The organism is Pseudomonas salomonii (assembly GCF_900107155.1).
In the GTDB taxonomy this organism is placed as follows: domain Bacteria; phylum Pseudomonadota; class Gammaproteobacteria; order Pseudomonadales; family Pseudomonadaceae; genus Aquipseudomonas; species Aquipseudomonas salomonii.
The window spans coordinates 230,840-247,942 of the sequence record NZ_FNOX01000003.1 but is presented as its reverse complement, the minus strand read 5'-3'; the positions used below and the strand labels follow the sequence as shown (position 1 = coordinate 247,942).

The following is a 17,103-nucleotide window of genomic DNA, read 5'->3' as shown; positions in this document are numbered from 1 at the left end:
CAGTGTCAGTCAACGATGGGCTAACTGAAAGGCCGCTTTCGCGAGCAAGCCCGCTCCCACAGGGGATCTGCATCACCTTCAGAGGTCATTTCCATTGAGCCATTCCTGGTTCAGGGTCTCGGTATCGCCCAGGTACTCCAGCAACCAACTCATCGCCGGCGACAACTTATCCTGCGCCCACGCCACACATGACGGGCTGGCCGGAAACGGTCGGCTCAGTTGCAGCGCCACCAGCTCGCCACGCTCGACCCACGGCAATACCTGATGGGCCGGCGCCATGCCCACGCACAGCCCATCGCGCAGGCAGTCGAGTGCCGAGGCCCAGTTGGGCACGACCAAACGGCGCTGGTTATCCAGGGTCCAGGTGTCACGCTTGGGCAGGTTGCGCGAGGTGTCGGTCATGCACAGCGAGGCGAACGGGCGCAGTTGGTCGTCACTGAGCAAGCCGTTGACGCTCGCCAGCGGGTGCTGGGCGCTGACCACACACAGCCAGTTGAGCAGGCCCATGTCCCGAAACGTGAAACGGCTGGCCACCGGCACCGCGCTGGTGGCGCCGATCACAATATCGGTGCGCTCGTCGGCCAGGGCGTCCCACACGCCGTTGTACACCTCGTATTCGAGCAGCAACTCCACCTCGGGGAACTGCCGATAAAAATCCAGCACCAGTTGCCGGCAGCGCTGGGGTTTGACGATGGAGTCCACTGCCACCTTCAACTGGCCGCTCCAGCCATTCGCCACCTGCTGGCACAAGCGCCGGGTGCCAAGCATTTTTTTCATCACCCCGCGGGCTTCGTCTATAAATAGACGGCCGGCGGGCGTCAGTTCCACATCGCGGTGGCGGCGCACAAACAGCGGCACCGCCAGCCACTCCTCCAGCTGGCGCACCGTATAGCTGATGGCTGACGGCACGCGGTGCAATTCCTGGGCGGCGGCGCTGAAGCTGCCATGGCGCGCCACGGCATCGACCACATCCAGTGAGTATTCGGACCACATAGCGGCTGCCTTCAAAATATTTGATTAAAGTGTCCAATTATTATCGCTTCACACACAGCCTGTCAGCTTCATAATGGGCGCCAGTCAGCAAATAGTTTGATGGCAGCACTTACAAGGCTTCAATGAAAAATTCTTTTGGTTTTACCTGGTATCTGGCGGGGCTGAGCATGCTCGGTTATCTGGCCATGGACATGTACTTGCCGGCGTTTGGCGCCATGGGCGAGCAGTTGCAGATCAGTGCGGGCGCGGTCGGCGCCAGCTTGAGTATTTTCCTCGCGGGCTTTGCGCTCGGGCAGTTGTTGTGGGGGCCGTTGTCCGATCGCCTGGGGCGCAAGCCGGTGCTGCTCGCCGGGCTGAGCCTGTTTGTGCTGGGCTGCGCCGGGATGTTTTGGGTCGAGACGGCGCCGCAGTTGTTGGCGTTACGGTTTATGCAGGCGATTGGTGTGTGTTCCGCCGCCGTGAGTTGGCAGGCGCTGGTGATTGACCGTTACCCGGCCGACAAGGCCCACCGCGTGTTCGCCAGCATCATGCCGCTGATGTCGCTGTCACCGGCGTTGGCGCCGCTGTTGGGCGCGATGGTACTGAACCACTTTGGCTGGCAGGCGATTTTCGCGGTGTTGCTGGTGGTGTCAGTGCTGTTGCTGTTGCCGACGTTGTTCCTGCGCAAAATGCCGAAACGTCTGGCCGAGAAGGGCGAACCTTCGCGCCTTGGCTATGGGCAGTTGCTGACCTCCCGCGTGTTTACCGGCAATGTGATGATCTTCGCCGCCTGTTCGGCCAGTTTTTTCGCCTGGCTCACCGCGTCGCCGTTCATCCTTGGCGACATGGGTTACAGCCCGAATGACATCGGCTTGAGTTACGTGTTGCCGACCCTGTCCTTTCTGGTCGGCGGTTACAGCTGTCGCAGCGCCTTGCAGCATTACCAGGGCAAAACCCTGCTGCCGTGGTTGCTGGTGGCTTATTGCATCAGCATGGTCGCGTTGTACCTGGTTGCGACCTTGACGGTGCCGACCCTGACCACCTTGTTGATTCCGTTCTGCCTGATGGCGTTGGTCAACGGTGCGAGTTACCCGATCGTGGTGGCGAATGCGCTGATGCCCTTTGCGGAAAATTCCGGCAAGGCGGCGGCGTTGCAGAACACCCTGCAATTGGGTCTTTGTTTTCTGAGCAGCCTGCTGGTGTCGTCGATGATCGACCAGCCGCTGTTGATCACCGTAATTGTGATGCTGGCGACTGCGCCGCTGGCGGTGTTGGGTTACTGGCTGGCACGGCCGAAAGCCGATAAGTCGGAACTGGCAAACGCTTAAAGCTGAAATACGATCAAAAATGTGGGAGCGGGCTTGCTCGCGAATACGGAGTGTCAGCCAATATATTCGGTACTGACACACCGCATTCGCGACCAAGCCCGCTCCCACATTTGGAGCCGGTTTCTTCAGTTAGAACGTCACTTCCATATTCAGCGTAGGCGTGGAGGTCCGGGTACCCATACCTCCATCCACCCCGAACTTGTTATGCCAGTACTCGTAACCCACCCCCAGATACAGGTTCGGCTTCACGCTTTTACCCGGCCGCACCGCCATCATCAGCGCCGTGCGCATCAGGGTTTCCTGCGCGGTGTCGCGGCCGTGATAATCCTCGCCCTTTTCCCCGACGTAATTGATAAAACCCTGAAACTTCGCCGCATGGTTGGCGATGTCGAACGGGCGCATCCAGGTCAGGTTGAGCATGTAGGTGTCGTCGAAGGTGTGGTTCGACTCTTTCGCACCGGGGATGCCGGTGTGGTTCTTTTCCTTGTAGTACATCAGGCTCAAATCCAGCACGCCGACGGTGTTGAACTTCAACGTCGGGCCGATCACCAGCGCGCGCTTTTTGGCTGAGGCGAAGTTGTTGTTGCGGTTGGCGTCGAAGCCCAGGGTCAGGGCGTAATCCTTGATCAGCCCGGTACCCAACGGCACATCCAATACCCGTGAGGCGTACAGCTGGTGCCGGTACACGGCGTAGACCTCACTGCCACCGTGGTCGGTGCCCTTGCGTGGGTCGCTGCTGTCGGACAAAAACACATCAAGGTTCAGGTAGTTGCTGCCGTACCGGTAGCCGCTGGCGTGGGTAAAGCTGTAGATGCGTTTGCTGAAGTCTTCGGGGTTGTTGGGGTTGGTGAAGTGCTGACCGTAACGAAACCCTGCGCTGTTGTTCATCCATTCCAGCGCGACGGCCTCCCCACCGCCGAGAAGGGTCAATGCGACGGTAGCGCCCTGTAATGCCTTTTTCATTGTGCTAGGTCCTTTGGCGTTCTGGCTCATGACGGCCGGATTGTTTTTGTAACGCCGATGGAGGGTATCTTGTTCGATTGATTGTATACAACTCTATGGACATCCAGTCCAAACATTGCATACAGTGTTCGCACAACAAAAACAGAGAACCCCTCACCATGACTATCCCGAAGGCGTCACCGCAGCGGCCAGAAGATGAGAATCTAGGCGTTGCGGCCAACATGGCTTACGGCCTGCAGCATGTGCTCACCATGTACGGCGGCATCGTTGCCGTACCGTTGATCGTTGGCCAGGCGGCCGGGTTGTCGCCGGCGGATATCGGCCTGTTGATCGCCGCTTCGCTGTTTGCCGGTGGCCTGGCCACGCTGCTGCAAACCCTCGGTCTGCCGTTTTTTGGCTGCCAGTTGCCGCTGGTGCAGGGCGTGTCGTTTGCCGGTGTGGCAACCATGGTGGCGATTGTCGGCAGTGATGGCGCGGGCGGGGTGCCGGCGATTCTCGGGGCGGTGATGGCGGCGTCGTTTATCGGCTTATTGATCACGCCGGTGTTCTCACGGATCACCCAGTTTTTCCCGCCGCTGGTCACCGGTATCGTGATCACCACCATCGGCTTGACGCTGATGCCGGTGGCGGCGCGCTGGGCCATGGGCGGCAATAGCCGGGCAGCGGATTTTGGCAGCATGGCGAATATTGGCCTGGCGGCGCTGACCCTGGTGCTGGTGTTGCTGCTGAGCAAGATCGGCAGCGCGACCATCTCGCGTCTGTCGATTCTGCTGGCCATGGTGATCGGCACCGTGATCGCGGTGTTCCTCGGCATGGCGGATTTCTCCGGCGTCGCCCAAGGGCCGATGTTCGGCTTTCCCACCCCGTTCCATTTCGGCATGCCGACCTTCCATGTGGCGGCGATCATTTCCATGTGCATCGTGGTGATGGTGACGTTGGTGGAGACCTCGGCGGACATCCTCGCGGTCGGCGAGATTATCGACACCAAAGTCGACTCCAAGCGCCTGGGTAATGGCCTGCGTGCCGACATGCTGTCGAGCATGTTTGCGCCGATCTTCGGTTCCTTCACCCAAAGCGCCTTCGCCCAGAACGTCGGCCTTGTGGCGGTCACTGGCGTGAAAAGCCGGTTTGTGGTGGCCACCGGCGGCGTGTTCCTGGTGGTGTTGGGCTTGTTGCCGTTTATGGGCCGGGTGATTGCGGCCGTGCCGACGTCCGTGCTGGGCGGCGCTGGTATTGTGTTGTTCGGCACCGTGGCGGCCAGTGGGATTCGCACGCTGTCCAAGGTGGATTACCGCAACAACATGAACCTGATCATCGTGGCGACGAGCATCGGTTTCGGCATGATCCCGATCGCCGCGCCGAACTTCTACGATCACTTCCCCACCTGGTTCGCGACCATTTTCCATTCGGGCATCAGCTCGTCGGCAATCATGGCGATTCTGCTCAACCTGGCGTTCAACCACTTCACCGCCGGTAACTCGGACCAACAGTCGGTGTTTGTGGCCGGCACTGAGCGCAGTTTGTGCTTCCACGACGTGGCGGCGTTGCGCGATGGCGATTACTTCAGCGGCGGTAAGTTGTTTGATGCTGAAGGGCAGGAGATTCCAGTGGTGGCTGAGGTGCCAAGGAAGGCCCAAAAAGCCGAGACCGTTTAAATGATCGTTCCCACGCTCCGCGTGGGAATGCCGCCCTAGACGCTCTGCGTCGCTCTTAAGATCGTGACGCGGAGCGTCACAGGAAGCATTCCCACGCGCAGCGTGGGAACGATCACACTCAGCCAGCCTTGAGGACTTTGTTCGGCATTGAACACGCCTCGTCCAGAAACTTCACCACCGTCCCCATGCATGCCTGGCGTTCTTCCACGTGGGGCATGTGGCTGGAGTCTTCAAACAGCGCCCAGCGCACGTCGGTGATTTCATCCAGGAACGGCTTGACCACCAAGGGCGTGGCCTCGTCATGCCGCCCGGATATCACCAGCGTCGGCACATTGATCGCCGACAGGCGCCCCATCACGCTCCAGTCCTTCAAGCTGCCGATGATGTGAAATTCGGTCGGGCCGCTCATGGCGTGGTACACCGTCGGGTCGGCGTCCACGGCTGCAAAGGTGCGCGCCACTTCTTCCGGCCACGGGTTTACTCGGCACACGTGCTGGTCATAGAACATCCGCGCCGCCGCCAGGTATTCCGGGTCTTGGTAGGTGCCGGCCTGTTCGTGTTTGAGCAGGGTTTGGTGCACGCCTTCGGGCAACAGTTGGCGCAGGCGGTTGGCTTCGCTGACCCAGGTGCGCATGCAGGTGGGCGAGTTCGCCGGGATAAACGCACGCAGGCCCTTGGGTTGCAAAATCGCATGTTCGCTGCCGAGCATGCCGCCCCAGGATTGACCGAGGATCGCGTAGTTGTCACTGATTTGCAGGTGGTCCAGCAGGTTGTTCAGTTCGTCGAGGAACAGGCCGATGGTCCAGAAAGACGGGTCTTTGTCCGGCAAGTGCGTGGAGCGGCCATTGCCGATCTGGTCGTAGTGAATCACCGCATGGCCGCTGGCGGCGACGTCCTTGAACGCGTCTACATAGTCATGGGTGCAACCGGGGCCGCCATGGAGGATCACCAAGGGCGTGCGGCCGGTGCCCAGGTCGCCGGTGACGCGGTACCAGGTCTGGTAGGCGCCGAAGGCCGCGTAGCCTTCGCGGACTTTCTCGATGAATTCCATTTCGTACCCTGCTCTGAAAAAAGGATCAGGGCTACGATAGTCGGCACGCGGCGTTTAAGTAACTAGCAAAACAGCTAGGTTTTTCCGACGGTTCAATCTTCCAACAGGCGGTAATGGGTCGCGCGCACCACCGCCTGTACGCGGTTCTTGGCGCCCAGTTTGTGCATGGCTGAGGCCAGGTGCAGGGTGACCACCGCCAGTGAGCGGCTTAACTGCGTGGCGATCTCGGCGGCGGTCAGGCCCTCGGCGGCCCATTTCAGGCACTCGCGCTCGCGCTTGGTCAGATGGATATGCGGGTAGGTGCGCAGCTCTTTGCTGAGCAACGGGTAGGCCGCTTCCTGCAAGGCGTGGGTGATCAGGCTGAAGTCCGTCAGGGTCTGCTGGGCATCTTCCAGCACCGTGCCGGCCTTGCCGGTGCGCAGGCCGGTCAGCGACGCGAAGCCGCCGCGCGGCAGGTGGATCGGCACGGTGACGCCGCAGGTCAGTTGGCGTTCATGCAGGTAAGAGGACACGGGCGCATGGCACGGGTCGATGATCTTTTGCAGCGCGGTGTCGGCTTTGGCCTCATAGGACCACACAAACGGCGACACCGTGCTCAAGGCCAGATGCTGCACCGGGTCGATCTGGTAAAACCCTTCGCTGCACCATAACGCGTGCCAGTCCGACGGTGTGTTGCGCGATTCCAGCACCGAAGGCGTGATCAGCGAACCGTCCTGGTCGATGGGCACCGGGGTGTAGTCATACACCAACGCATCAAAGCCCAACTGCTGGGCGAGGATAAACGTGTTGTCGATCTGTTCATCCAGGCTCCTGCCGGGCATGAGGCGGTTGTTGAAGGCGGTAAGTTTGGACAGCATCCGTTCTGCTCCCGAATTCATTTGAATCTCGACTTGCGGCAAGTAGAATGCCACGCCCCGGCGAAGGACTGCCAGGCCAAACCTATAAGAACTACTAGGTTATGGACGCGCGGCATCCTCGGTAGTGTTGGCCAGATCAACGGCCGCTACCTGCCAGGCCGATACAACACAAGGAATGTATGCATGTGGCGTGAAATTGCCCCCGACCAGCAGTACAACTTGCAAGTCGATGGCCATAACCTCGTGGCCTACAGCTTTGGCGACGGCGATGAGGTGCTTTTGTGTCTCAACGGCGGCCCAGGCCTGCCGTGTGATTACTTGCGCGACGCCCATGGCTGGCTCAAAGACCATAACCTGCGAGTGGTTGCATTCGATCAGCTTGGCACGGGCGCATCAGCCAGACCATCAGATGTTTCCCTGTGGGAAATTGGCCGTTATGTCGAAGAAGTCGAAACCGTACGCCAGGCACTGGGCCTGGGCCGCGTGCATCTGCTTGGGCATTCGTGGGGCGGCTGGTTGGGCATCGAGTACGCCATTCACTATCCTGACGCCCTGAAAAGCCTGATCCTGGAAAACACTGTCGGCGATATTCCGCACCTGTCCCAGGAACTCGAACGCCTGCGCGGCGCCCTCGGCAGCGAAACCGTGGCCATGATGCAGCGCCATGAGGCCATGGGCACCCTCGATCATCCGCAATACCAGGCCGCCATTACCTTGCTCAACTACCGCCACGTCTGCCGCCTGGACGAATGGCCGGAGCCGGTCAAGCGCTCCCTGGGCGACTGGAACATGGGCCCTTACGAAACCATGCAAGGCCCCAACGAGTTTCTCTATATCGGCAACCTCAAGGACTGGAACCGCATCCCGGAGATGGCCGAGTTCAAGATGCCGATCCTGATCACCACCGGCCAGCACGACGAACTCACTCCCGCCTGTGCTCACCGCATGAAACTTGCGGCCACACACGCCGAACTGCATGTATTCCCCAACAGCAGCCATATGCCGTTTTATGAAGAGCCCCAGGCGTACTTTCCGGTGCTGCTGGACTTTCTCGCTCGCCACCGAGGCTGACGGATGAATCTTGCGCGTTACCGCTTCGTGCTGTCCCGGCCGCTGCAATTGCTGCCGGTGTTGTTTGGCATCAGCCTGATCACCTTTGTGCTGGTGCGCTCGATCCCCGGCGACCCGGCGCGCGCCTTGCTGGGCTCGCGTAGCACGCCGGATGCGCTGCTGAAAATTCGCGCCCAATACGGCCTGGACCAGCCCTTGTGGCTGCAGTATTTCTACTTCCTCAAGAACCTGCTCAAGGGCGATCTCGGCCAGTCGCTGCTCTATAAAGTCGACGCCTTGAAACTGATCGTCACCCGTATCGAGCCGACGCTGGTGCTGGTGCTCGGCAGTGTGCTGCTGGCGCTGTTGATCGCGGTGCCGCTGGCCACTGTGGCGGCGCGCAACAAAGGCGGCTGGGCGGATAACCTGATTCGCGTGTTCACCACGGTCGGCCTGGGCATGCCGGCCTTCTGGCTGGGCTTGATGCTGATTCTGTTGCTGAGTGTGAAGTGGGGCTTGTTCCCGGTATCGGGCTACGGTCGCACGTTTACAGATAAAGCCCACCACATGGTCCTGCCGTGTTTGACCATTGCGCTGGCGCTGGCAGCGGTGCTGGTGCGCAACCTGCGGGCGAGCATGCTGATGGAGTTGCAGGCCGACCATGTCACCGCCGCCCGCGCCCGTGGGTTATCGGAGGCGGCGGTGTTTCGTCGGCATGTATTGCCCAATTCCCTGGTGCCGGCGGTCAACCTGCTGGCGGTGAATATCGGCTGGCTGATCAGCGGCACGGTGGTGATCGAAAGCCTGTTCGCGATTCCCGGCATCGGCCAATTGCTGGTGCGCGGCATTTTTACCCGTGACTACATGGTGGTGCAGGGCGTGGCCATGGTGCTGGCGTGTGCGACGGTGGTAGTCAACTTCGTCGCGGACGTGGCGACCGTGGCCCTCGACCCACGAGTGAAGATGCAATGAGCAGCCGCCCACTGATTGCGCCGTGGCGTTTGCGCCTGCGCTTTGGTTTTCGCAACGGCCGGCTGACCGCCGCATGGGGCTTGCTGATCCTGTTTATGTGGTTGGGCCTGGCGTTGTTCGCGCCGTGGATCGCGCCGTATGACCCGATTGCGCAGAACACCGATCTGAGCTTGTTGGCGCCCAGCCTTGCCCATCCATTTGGCACGGATAACTATGGCAGAGACATTCTTTCGAGGGTAGTTTGGGGCGCGCGGATTGACCTGCAACTGGCCGTCATCGGCGTGATCTTCCCGTTCCTGATCGGCACTTTTATCGGCGCTGTTTCCGGTTACATCGGCGGGCGCTTCGACAGCCTGTGCATGCGCGTGATCGACGTGGTACTGGCGTTCCCGTTCCTGGTGCTGATGCTGGCGATCATGGCCATTCTCGGGCCGGGCTTGCAGAGCTTTTATATCGCCATGGCGCTGGTGGGCTGGGTGTCGTATGCGCGGTTGATCCGCTCGCAGATCCTGGTGCTCAAAGAAAGCGACTTCGCCCTGGCCGCCAAGAGCCTGGGCTTTGGCCATGGGCGCATTCTGTTTCGGCATTTGCTGCCCAATGCGATGTTTGGCTCGATTGTGTTTTCCATGTCCGACGCCGTGCTGGTGCTGCTCAACGGCGCTGCCGTGAGCTACCTGGGCCTGGGCGTGCAACCGCCGACGGCGGAGTGGGGCACGATGGTCGCCGAAGGGCAGGCGTTTATCACCACCGCCTGGTGGCTTTGCACCTTCCCGGGCCTGGCCATTGTGACCCTGGCCATGGGTTTCAGCCTGCTCGCCGATGGTGTGGCGCAAGTGTTGGGGGATCGTTCATGAGCCTGCTTCAGGTGCAGGACCTCAGTGTGATCGCCAACAATGGCGGGCGTGAGGTCACGCTCGTTGATCGTGTGTCCTTTGATTTGGCCGAAGGAGAAATCCTCGGCCTGGTAGGTGAAAGCGGCTCGGGCAAAACCCTGGCCTGTCGCGCCCTGATGCGCCTGTTGCCGTCGCCCAACCTGCGGGTGCAAGGCGGCGCGGTGCGCCTGGCCGGTCGCGACCTGTTGCAACTCGATGAGGCTGGCATGCGCGCCGTGCGCGGTGGGCAACTGGGCATGATTTTCCAGAACCCCAGCAGTCACCTGGACCCGTTAATGCGCATCGGCGAGCAGATCGCCGAAGGCATCCGTTTGCATCAGGGTGCGTCGAAAAAAGACGCACGCCAACAAGCCATCGAGGTGCTGCGCCAGGTCGGTATTCCCGATCCCAAGGCGCGGGTCGACAACTACCCCCATGAGTTCTCCGGCGGCATGCGCCAGCGCGCGATGATCGCCGTGGCCCTGGGTTGCAACCCGCAGGTGCTGATTGCCGATGAGCCGACCACGGCGCTGGATGTGACGGTGCAGGCGCAGATCCTGCGCCTGTTACTGGAGCTGCGCGACCAGCGTGGCCTGGCGATCATCATGATCACCCATGACCTCGGCGTGGTGGCGCAGACCTGTGATTCCATCGCCGTGATGTACGCCGGGCGCCTGTGCGAACACGCGAGCAAATACGACGTGCTGGCCCATCCGCAACACCCGTACACCGCCGGCCTTATCGATTGCCAACCCGCCCACAGCAGCGGCCACGCCTTGCTGCGCACCATCCCCGGCCAGCCGCCGTTACTGGATGCCTTGCCCGTCGGTTGCCGCTTCAACCCGCGCTGCCCGCAAGTGGCGGCGTTGTGCACTGAGGTGTTGCCCGAAGGTGCGCGCGTGGCCTGCCACTATCCGCTCGGAGAGCGCCCATGAGCCTGTTGCAGATCAAGGACCTGGAGGTGCGGTTTGCCGCGTCCGGCACGGGTATGTTGGGCCTTAATAAACAGTGGGTGAGGGCGGTCAATGGTGTGTCGCTGAACCTGGCCGCAGGCGAAACCCTGGGGTTGGTGGGCGAGTCCGGCAGTGGCAAAAGCACGCTGGGGCGAGCCATTTTGCACCTCAACCCGATCAGCGCCGGGCAGGTGTTGTTCGATGGCGTCGACATGGCCCAGGGCAGTGCGATCGACATCGCCCGCCTGCGGCATGAAACCGCGATGATTTTCCAGGACCCTTACGCCGCCTTGAACCCGCGCCACAGCATTGGCGAAACCCTTGCCGAAGTGTTGAGGGTGCAGCGCAAGGTCGCCCCGCAGCAGATACCGGCTCGCGTGGTCGAGCTGCTTGACCTGGTAGGCCTGCGCCCTGAACTCGCCAGCCGCAAACCCGGCTCCCTCAGTGGTGGCCAGTGCCAGCGCGTCGGCATCGCCCGCGCCCTGGCGGTGGAGCCGCGCCTGATCATTGCCGATGAGTGCGTGGCGGCCCTGGATGTGTCGATTCAGGGCCAGATCATCAACCTGTTGCTGGAACTGCAACAGCGCATGAACCTGGCGATTCTGTTTATCGCCCATGACCTGGCTATTGTGCGGCGCCTGTGCGACCGCGTGGCGGTGATGTACCTGGGCAAGATCGTCGAAGAAGGGCCGGTGGAGGCGGTGTTTACGGCGCCGCGCCATCCGTATACGGCGGCGTTGATCGAGGCGATTCCCGAGATCGATCCGCACCGGCCGTTGCCTGCAGAACCGTTGCCCGGTGAGCCGCCAAGCCCGCTGAAGTTGCCCACCGGCTGCGCCTTTCACCCGCGCTGCCGGCACGCCCGGACGATGTGTTCCGTGGTATTGCCGCCGACCCATTACCTGCACGAGCATCGGTACAGTTGCGTGCTTGAAGAACCTCTGTTTTGACCCACTTCTGCCATTCATGAACAAGGAGTTATGACATGCAAACCCGTCACTTGAAGTTACTCGCCGCCGCGACATTGACCGCCTGGTCCCTCACCGCCGGGCTGGCTCATGCCGCCGGTGTGCTGACCATCGGCTGCCGTGAAGACAGCACCACGTTCGACCCGATCAAAAGCGCACAGAACCGCGATACCTGGGTGTTCGCCAACGTCTACGACACCCTGGTGCGCGTGGATAACCTGGGCACCAAGATGGAGCCGGGCCTGGCCGAAAGCTGGGAGATTTCCAAGGACGGCCTGACCTACACCTTCAAGCTGCGTGACGCCAAGTTCTCCGATGGCTCGGCGATCACCGCCGCTGACGCGGCGTTCAGCCTGTTGCGCATCCGCGACAACAAGGCGTCGCTGTGGGCGGATCCGTTCAACCTGATCAACACGGCCAAGGCCAGCGACCCGCAGACCCTGGTGGTCACCCTGAAAACCCCGGCCGTGGCCTTCCTCTCGCAACTGGCCTCGCCGACGGTGTCGATCCTGTCGGAAAAAGCCATGACCACGATGGGCGAAGACGCCTACTCGGAAAACCCGGTGACCTCCGGCGCGTTTACCGTGGAGGAGTGGCGTAAAGGCGACCGCGTGATCCTCAAGAAGAACCCGAACTTCTGGCAGGCCAACAACGTGAGCCTGGATGGCGTGGAGTGGGTCTCGGTGACCGACGACAACACGCGCATGCGCATGGTGCAGAACAACGAGCTGGACACGGCGATCTTCGTACCGTTCTCCCGCGTGGAAGAGCTGAAGAAAGACAACAACGTGGTGATCCACGCCGACCCGTCGACCCGCGAAGATCACCTGCTGATCAACCACGCCCACGGCCTGCTGGCCAAGCCGCAGGTGCGCGAGGCGCTGGACATGGCCATCGACAAGCCGTCGCTGGTCAAGACCGCCACTTACGGCCAGGGCACCGTGGCCTATTCCTACATCCCCAAAGGCTCGCTGTACCACTACGCCAACAACCTGCAACGCCCGTATGACCCAACCGCCGCCAAGAAGCTGTTGGAAGAGGCCGGCGCCAAGGACTTGAAACTCAACTACGTGGTCAACGCCGGCAATGAAGCTGACGAGCAGATCGCGGTGATCATCAAGGACCAGTTGGCCAAGGTCGGCGTGACCGCCAACCTGCAAAAGGTCGACCCGACCCAAAGCTGGCAGATGCTGGTGGACGGTGAATACGATATTTCGGTGATGTACTGGACCAACGACATCCTCGACCCGGACCAGAAGACCACCTTCGTGCTCGGCCACGACACCAACCAGAACTACATGACCCGTTACAAGAACGATAAGGTTAAAGAGCTGGTGGCGCAGGCACGAATCGAGGCCGACCCGGTCAAGCGTGAGCAGATGTACGTGGAGTTGCAGAAGCTGGCGAAGCAGGATGTGAACTGGATTGACCTGTACTACAGCCCGTACATCAACATCTCACGCAAGAACGTGAGCAACTTCCTGCAAAACCCGCTGGGGCGTTTTACCCTTGAGGAAGTGGTGAAGAACTAATATTTCCAATACGCCAACAATCAAATGTGGGAGCGGGCTTGCTCGCGAAGACGGAGTGTCAGTCAATAGAGATGTCGACTGATCCGCCGCCTTCGCGAGCAAGCCCGCTCCCACAGTTCGTTCCCTGCTGTGTCAGTTGGATCTGCTTAAGTGTTACTGCGCATCAAACGCCTGCCCATTGATCCCGGCGCTGTCCGGCCCCATCAGGTACAGGTACACCGGCATGATGTCTTCCGGTGCAGGCCTTTCCATCGGGTTTTCCCCCGGATACGCCTGGGCGCGCATGCTGGTGCGCGTACCGCCTGGGTTGATGCTGTTGGCGCGTACCGATGCCACGTCTTCCAGCTCATCGGCCAGGGTTTGCATCAAACCTTCGGTGGCAAACTTCGACACACCATAGGCACCCCAATACGCCCGGCCCTTGCGCCCGACGCTGCTGGAGGTGAACACTACCGACGCATCCTGGGACAGCTTGAGCAGTGGCAAGAGTGTGCTGGTGAGCATGAACATCGCGTTGACGTTCACGTGCATCACGCGCATGAAGTTCTCACCGGACAACTGCTCGATCGGCGTGCGTGGGCCGATGATCGAGGCGTTGTGCAGCAGGCCGTCGAGACGACCGAATGCTTTTTCGATCATCGCTGCCAGCTCATCGTATTGATGGGGCAGGGCGGTTTCCAGGTTGAACGGAATCACCACCGGCTGCGGCTGGCCGGCCGCTTCGATCTCGTCATACACCTGAGCCAGGTTGGCTTCGGTCTTGCCCAGCAACAGCACGGTGGCGCCATGGGCGGCATAGGTTTTTGCCGCGGCCGCGCCGATCCCGCGACCGGCACCGGTCACCAGGATCACCCGGTCTTTGAGCAGTTCTGGACGTGCGGAGTAATCAAACATAAAAAACCTCTAAAAATTCAGTAGGTTGCAAACGCTGAATTTGAACCCTACAAAGATCCCCTGTGGGAGCGGGCTTGCTCGCGAATGCTGTGTGTCAGTTGCTGGTTCATTGACTGACACACCGCATTCGCGAGCAAGCCCGCTCCCACATTTAGACCTCCATCGGTTTTAGCAACTGCACAGCGCGTTATCCAGCACTTTGCGCAGTTCCAGCGGGTGGTCCACCACCACGTCGGCGCCCCAGCTGCGTGGGTTGTCGTCCGGGTGGATGTAGCCGAAGGTGACCGCTGCGGTGCGGGTGCCGGCGTCGCGGCCAGACTCGATATCGCGCAGGTCATCGCCCACGAACAGCACGCTGGCCGGGTCCAGGTCGAGCATCTTGCACGCCAGGATCAGCGGCTCGGGGTCGGGCTTGCTGTTCTTCACATGGTCCGGGCAGATCAGCAGCGCCGAACGTTCGGCCAGGCCCAGTTGCTGCATGATCGGCTCGGCAAAACGCAGCGGCTTGTTGGTGACCACGCCCCACACCAGGTGGGACTTCTCGATGTCCTGCAGCAGTTCTTCCATGCCGTCGAACAGCTTGCTGTGGATCGCGCAGCCTTTGAGGTAACGCTCCAGGAATTCCAGGCGCAGCGCTTCAAAGCCAGGGGATTCCGGGTCCATCGAGAAGGTCACGGCGACCATCGCCCGCGCACCGCCGGAAATTTCATCGCGGATATGCTGTGGGTTGATCGGCGCCAGGCCTCGATCGGCGCGCATGGCCTGGCAGATCGCGATAAAGTCCGGCGCGGTGTCCAGCAAGGTGCCGTCCATGTCGAAGAGAACTGCTCGCAACTTCACAGGCTTACTCCTCGCGCAGGGTCTGGATCATGTAGTTGACGTCAACGTCGCTGGCCAGCTTGTAGTGCTTGGTCAGCGGGTTGTAGGTCAGGCCGATGATGTCCTTGACGGTCAACCCGGCCTGACGGCTCCAGGCGCCCAGCTCGCTTGGGCGGATAAATTTCTTGAAGTCGTGGGTGCCGCGCGGCAGCAACTTCATGATGTATTCGGCGCCGATGATCGCGAACAGATAAGCCTTGGGGTTGCGGTTGATGGTGGAGAAGAACACCTGGCCGCCGGGCTTGACCATACGGAAGCACGCGCGGATCACCGAAGACGGGTCTGGCACGTGCTCGAGCATCTCCAGGCAAGTGACCACGTCGAACTGCTCAGGCATCTCTTCGGCCAGGGCTTCGGCGGTGATCTGGCGGTATTCGACGCTCACGCCGGATTCCAGCTGGTGCAGTTGGGCCACGGCCAGCGGCGCTTCGCCCATGTCGATGCCCATCACAGTAGCGCCGCGCTGGGCCATGGCTTCGCTGAGGATGCCGCCGCCGCAACCGACGTCCAGCACCTTCTTGCCGGCGAGGCTGACGCGTTCGTCAATCCAGTTGACGCGCAACGGGTTGATGTCGTGCAGCGGTTTGAACTCGCTTTCGCGGTCCCACCAGCGGTGGGCCAGGGCTTCAAACTTGGCGATTTCGGCGTGGTCGACGTTGCTCATGGTGAATCCTCTAAATCTGATAAATCGGTTATTCAGCCCTGAACGCTGGGTTCAAGACCTTCGTTATTCGCTGTGCCCGCTGATCCGTTGGCCCCAGGCGATGGCCGTGGCGGTCAACTGTTGTTCATCCATGCGGGTCAATCGCCGGTCGTCGAGCAACTGCTTGCCGGCGACCCAAAGGTGTTTCACGCACTCGCGCCCCGTGGCATATATAAGCGTTGAGACCGGGTCAAAGATCGGTTGTTGCGCCAGCCCCGACAGATCAAAGGCGACGATATCCGCCACCTTGCCGACTTCCAGCGAGCCAATCTCGCTGTCCAGGCCCATGGCACGTGCCCCATTGAGCGTAGCCATGCGCAGGGCGCGATGGGCGTCCAGGGCGGTGGCCGAGCCGGCGACGGCCTTGGCCAGCATCGCCGCCGTGCGGGTTTCGCCCAGCAGGTCGAGGTCATTGTTGCTGGCCGCGCCGTCGGTGCCGATGGCCACGTTCACACCAGCCTGCCACAGACGCTCCACCGGGCAAAAGCCGCTGGCCAGTTTGAGGTTCGATTCCGGGCAATGGATGACGCTGGTGTTGCTTTCTACCAGCAAAGCCAGGTCATCCTCGCTGATTTGGGTCATATGAACGGCCTGGAAGCGTGGGCCGAGCAGACCCAGACGGCCCAGGCGCGCCAGCGGGCGTTCGCCGGTCTTGTCCACGGCTTGTTGCACCTCGAAGGCGGTTTCGTGCACATGCATATGGATGGCGGCGTCCAGCTCTTCGGCGATCACCCGGATCTTTTCCAGGTTGTCGTCGCTCACGGTGTAGGGCGCGTGGGGGCCGAAGGTGATCTTGATGCGCGGGTGGTGCTTGAGGTCGCCGAACAGCTCCACGCCTTGGCGAATCGCCTCATCGGCGCTGCCGGCGCCGGGAATCGGGAAGTCGAGGATCGGCAGCGCGATCTGCGCGCGCATGCCGCTGTTGTGTACGCAGTCGCTGGCGACCTTGGGGTAGAAGTACATGTCCGAGAAGCAGGTGATGCCGCCCTTGAGCTGTTCGGCGATGGCCAGGTCGGTGCCGTCGCGCACGAAGGCTTCATCGACCCATTTGGCTTCGGCGGGCCAGATGTGTTTTTCCAGCCAGGTCATCAGCGGCAGGTCGTCGGCCAGGCCGCGAAACAGGCTCATCGCCGCATGGCCATGGGCGTTGATCAAGCCCGGGCTGAGCAGCATGCCCGGCAGCTCGCGAACCTCGCTGGCCGCCAGCTTCAAGGCCGCCGCCCGTGGCCCGATAAACGCAATGCGCCCGTCACGGATGCCCAGACCGTGCTCCTTGAGCACCACGCCAGCGGGTTCGACAGGTACCAGCCAGGTTGGCAGCAGCAATAAGTCGAGCGGGGCGGCAGTGGATGTCATCGCAGGCTTCTTCCCAGGCAGCTATAAAAGAAGGGCGAAGTATACCCGAGCGTCTTGGCTGGCGGATCGCTATAATCGGCGGCTTTTGTTCATGAGTG

The 17,103-nt window shown here is 61.2% G+C and carries 16 protein-coding genes; 8 read left to right on the top strand and 8 right to left on the bottom strand.

The window, feature by feature from the left end:
* Positions 1–78 precede the first annotated feature (78 nt).
* A complete protein-coding gene (gene punR / locus BLV67_RS08420; RefSeq protein ID WP_065929259.1) occupies positions 79–993 on the bottom strand; it encodes a DNA-binding transcriptional activator PunR in 915 nt (304 codons plus the stop codon).
* 122 nt (positions 994–1,115) lie between these two features.
* Here punR and punC point away from each other — a divergent pair, with 122 nt between their 5' ends.
* A complete protein-coding gene (gene punC, locus BLV67_RS08415) occupies positions 1,116–2,300 on the top strand; it encodes a purine nucleoside transporter PunC (protein ID WP_069788667.1) in 1,185 nt (394 codons plus the stop codon).
* A gap of 129 nt (positions 2,301–2,429) precedes the next feature.
* On the opposite strand, the gene BLV67_RS08410 is transcribed toward punC, so the two are convergent.
* Positions 2,430–3,263 carry a nucleoside-binding protein gene (locus BLV67_RS08410; RefSeq protein ID WP_069788668.1) on the bottom strand — a complete coding sequence of 278 codons (834 nt, stop codon included), beginning with the start codon at positions 3,261–3,263 and terminating at the stop codon, positions 2,430–2,432.
* Between the two features lie 158 nt (positions 3,264–3,421).
* On the opposite strand from BLV67_RS08410, the gene BLV67_RS08405 reads away from it, so the two are divergent.
* A complete protein-coding gene (locus BLV67_RS08405; RefSeq protein ID WP_065929299.1) occupies positions 3,422–4,918 on the top strand; it encodes a nucleobase:cation symporter-2 family protein in 1,497 nt (498 codons plus the stop codon).
* Between the two features lie 118 nt (positions 4,919–5,036).
* Here the strand turns inward: BLV67_RS08405 and BLV67_RS08400 are convergent, their stop codons facing one another.
* Positions 5,037–5,969, bottom strand: coding sequence for a proline iminopeptidase-family hydrolase (locus BLV67_RS08400; protein WP_065929262.1), 933 nt, complete (start codon positions 5,967–5,969; stop codon positions 5,037–5,039).
* A gap of 92 nt (positions 5,970–6,061) precedes the next feature.
* Positions 6,062–6,826, bottom strand: a complete 765-nt coding sequence (locus tag BLV67_RS08395; protein ID WP_069788669.1) for a LuxR family transcriptional regulator — start codon at positions 6,824–6,826, stop codon at positions 6,062–6,064.
* Between the two features lie 183 nt (positions 6,827–7,009).
* On the opposite strand from BLV67_RS08395, the gene BLV67_RS08390 reads away from it, so the two are divergent.
* The 6 genes from BLV67_RS08390 to BLV67_RS08365 are packed head-to-tail and all read left to right on the top strand — an operon-like array spanning position 7,010 to position 13,173.
* Complete coding sequence (locus tag BLV67_RS08390) at positions 7,010–7,897, top strand: proline iminopeptidase-family hydrolase (RefSeq protein WP_069788670.1); 888 nt, start codon at positions 7,010–7,012, stop codon at positions 7,895–7,897.
* A gap of 3 nt (positions 7,898–7,900) precedes the next feature.
* Positions 7,901–8,848, top strand: a complete 948-nt coding sequence (locus BLV67_RS08385; RefSeq protein ID WP_017136113.1) for an ABC transporter permease — start codon at positions 7,901–7,903, stop codon at positions 8,846–8,848.
* Positions 8,845–9,702: an ABC transporter permease gene (locus BLV67_RS08380; protein WP_069788671.1), complete on the top strand. Its 858-nt coding sequence runs from the start codon at positions 8,845–8,847 to the stop codon at positions 9,700–9,702. The genes BLV67_RS08385 and BLV67_RS08380 overlap by 4 nt, the downstream gene beginning before the upstream one ends.
* Entirely contained in the window at positions 9,699–10,655 is a 957-nt protein-coding gene (locus BLV67_RS08375; RefSeq protein ID WP_065929264.1) for an ABC transporter ATP-binding protein, read from the top strand. The genes BLV67_RS08380 and BLV67_RS08375 overlap by 4 nt, the downstream gene beginning before the upstream one ends.
* Positions 10,652–11,623, top strand: coding sequence for an ABC transporter ATP-binding protein (locus BLV67_RS08370; RefSeq protein WP_069788672.1), 972 nt, complete (start codon positions 10,652–10,654; stop codon positions 11,621–11,623). Before BLV67_RS08375 ends, BLV67_RS08370 begins: the two co-directional genes overlap by 4 nt.
* A gap of 35 nt (positions 11,624–11,658) precedes the next feature.
* Positions 11,659–13,173 carry an ABC transporter substrate-binding protein gene (locus BLV67_RS08365; RefSeq protein ID WP_068931226.1) on the top strand — a complete coding sequence of 505 codons (1,515 nt, stop codon included), beginning with the start codon at positions 11,659–11,661 and terminating at the stop codon, positions 13,171–13,173.
* A 153-nt stretch (positions 13,174–13,326) separates the two neighbouring features.
* Here the strand turns inward: BLV67_RS08365 and BLV67_RS08360 are convergent, their stop codons facing one another.
* The 4 genes from BLV67_RS08360 to BLV67_RS08345 form a co-directional block, all read right to left on the bottom strand.
* Entirely contained in the window at positions 13,327–14,067 is a 741-nt protein-coding gene (locus tag BLV67_RS08360) for a YciK family oxidoreductase (protein ID WP_056857233.1), read from the bottom strand.
* Positions 14,068–14,235: 168 nt separating this feature from the next.
* Positions 14,236–14,907, bottom strand: a complete 672-nt coding sequence (mupP, locus tag BLV67_RS08355; protein ID WP_069788673.1) for an N-acetylmuramic acid 6-phosphate phosphatase MupP — start codon at positions 14,905–14,907, stop codon at positions 14,236–14,238.
* Between the two features lie 4 nt (positions 14,908–14,911).
* Entirely contained in the window at positions 14,912–15,610 is a 699-nt protein-coding gene (gene ubiG / locus BLV67_RS08350; RefSeq protein ID WP_056857231.1) for a bifunctional 2-polyprenyl-6-hydroxyphenol methylase/3-demethylubiquinol 3-O-methyltransferase UbiG, read from the bottom strand.
* 63 nt (positions 15,611–15,673) lie between these two features.
* On the bottom strand, positions 15,674–17,005 hold the full coding sequence (locus BLV67_RS08345) for a TRZ/ATZ family hydrolase (protein WP_069788674.1): 1,332 nt from the start codon (positions 17,003–17,005) through the stop codon (positions 15,674–15,676).
* Between the last annotated feature and the right edge of the window lie 98 nt (positions 17,006–17,103).

Excerpts from the sequence above, each read along its gene's own strand:
- punR (WP_065929259.1), bottom strand. The coding sequence starts at position 993 with ATGTGGTCCGAATACTCACTGGATGTGGTCGATGCCGTGGCGCGCCAT.
- punC (WP_069788667.1), top strand. The coding sequence starts at position 1,116 with ATGAAAAATTCTTTTGGTTTTACCTGGTATCTGGCGGGGCTGAGCATG.
- BLV67_RS08410 (WP_069788668.1), bottom strand. The coding sequence starts at position 3,263 with ATGAAAAAGGCATTACAGGGCGCTACCGTCGCATTGACCCTTCTCGGC.
- BLV67_RS08405 (WP_065929299.1), top strand. The coding sequence starts at position 3,422 with ATGACTATCCCGAAGGCGTCACCGCAGCGGCCAGAAGATGAGAATCTA.
- BLV67_RS08400 (WP_065929262.1), bottom strand. The coding sequence starts at position 5,969 with ATGGAATTCATCGAGAAAGTCCGCGAAGGCTACGCGGCCTTCGGCGCC.
- BLV67_RS08395 (WP_069788669.1), bottom strand. The coding sequence starts at position 6,826 with ATGCTGTCCAAACTTACCGCCTTCAACAACCGCCTCATGCCCGGCAGG.
- BLV67_RS08390 (WP_069788670.1), top strand. The coding sequence starts at position 7,010 with ATGTGGCGTGAAATTGCCCCCGACCAGCAGTACAACTTGCAAGTCGAT.
- BLV67_RS08385 (WP_017136113.1), top strand. The coding sequence starts at position 7,901 with ATGAATCTTGCGCGTTACCGCTTCGTGCTGTCCCGGCCGCTGCAATTG.
- BLV67_RS08380 (WP_069788671.1), top strand. The coding sequence starts at position 8,845 with ATGAGCAGCCGCCCACTGATTGCGCCGTGGCGTTTGCGCCTGCGCTTT.
- BLV67_RS08375 (WP_065929264.1), top strand. The coding sequence starts at position 9,699 with ATGAGCCTGCTTCAGGTGCAGGACCTCAGTGTGATCGCCAACAATGGC.
- BLV67_RS08370 (WP_069788672.1), top strand. The coding sequence starts at position 10,652 with ATGAGCCTGTTGCAGATCAAGGACCTGGAGGTGCGGTTTGCCGCGTCC.
- BLV67_RS08365 (WP_068931226.1), top strand. The coding sequence starts at position 11,659 with ATGCAAACCCGTCACTTGAAGTTACTCGCCGCCGCGACATTGACCGCC.
- BLV67_RS08360 (WP_056857233.1), bottom strand. The coding sequence starts at position 14,067 with ATGTTTGATTACTCCGCACGTCCAGAACTGCTCAAAGACCGGGTGATC.
- ubiG (WP_056857231.1), bottom strand. The coding sequence starts at position 15,610 with ATGAGCAACGTCGACCACGCCGAAATCGCCAAGTTTGAAGCCCTGGCC.
- BLV67_RS08345 (WP_069788674.1), bottom strand. The coding sequence starts at position 17,005 with ATGACATCCACTGCCGCCCCGCTCGACTTATTGCTGCTGCCAACCTGG.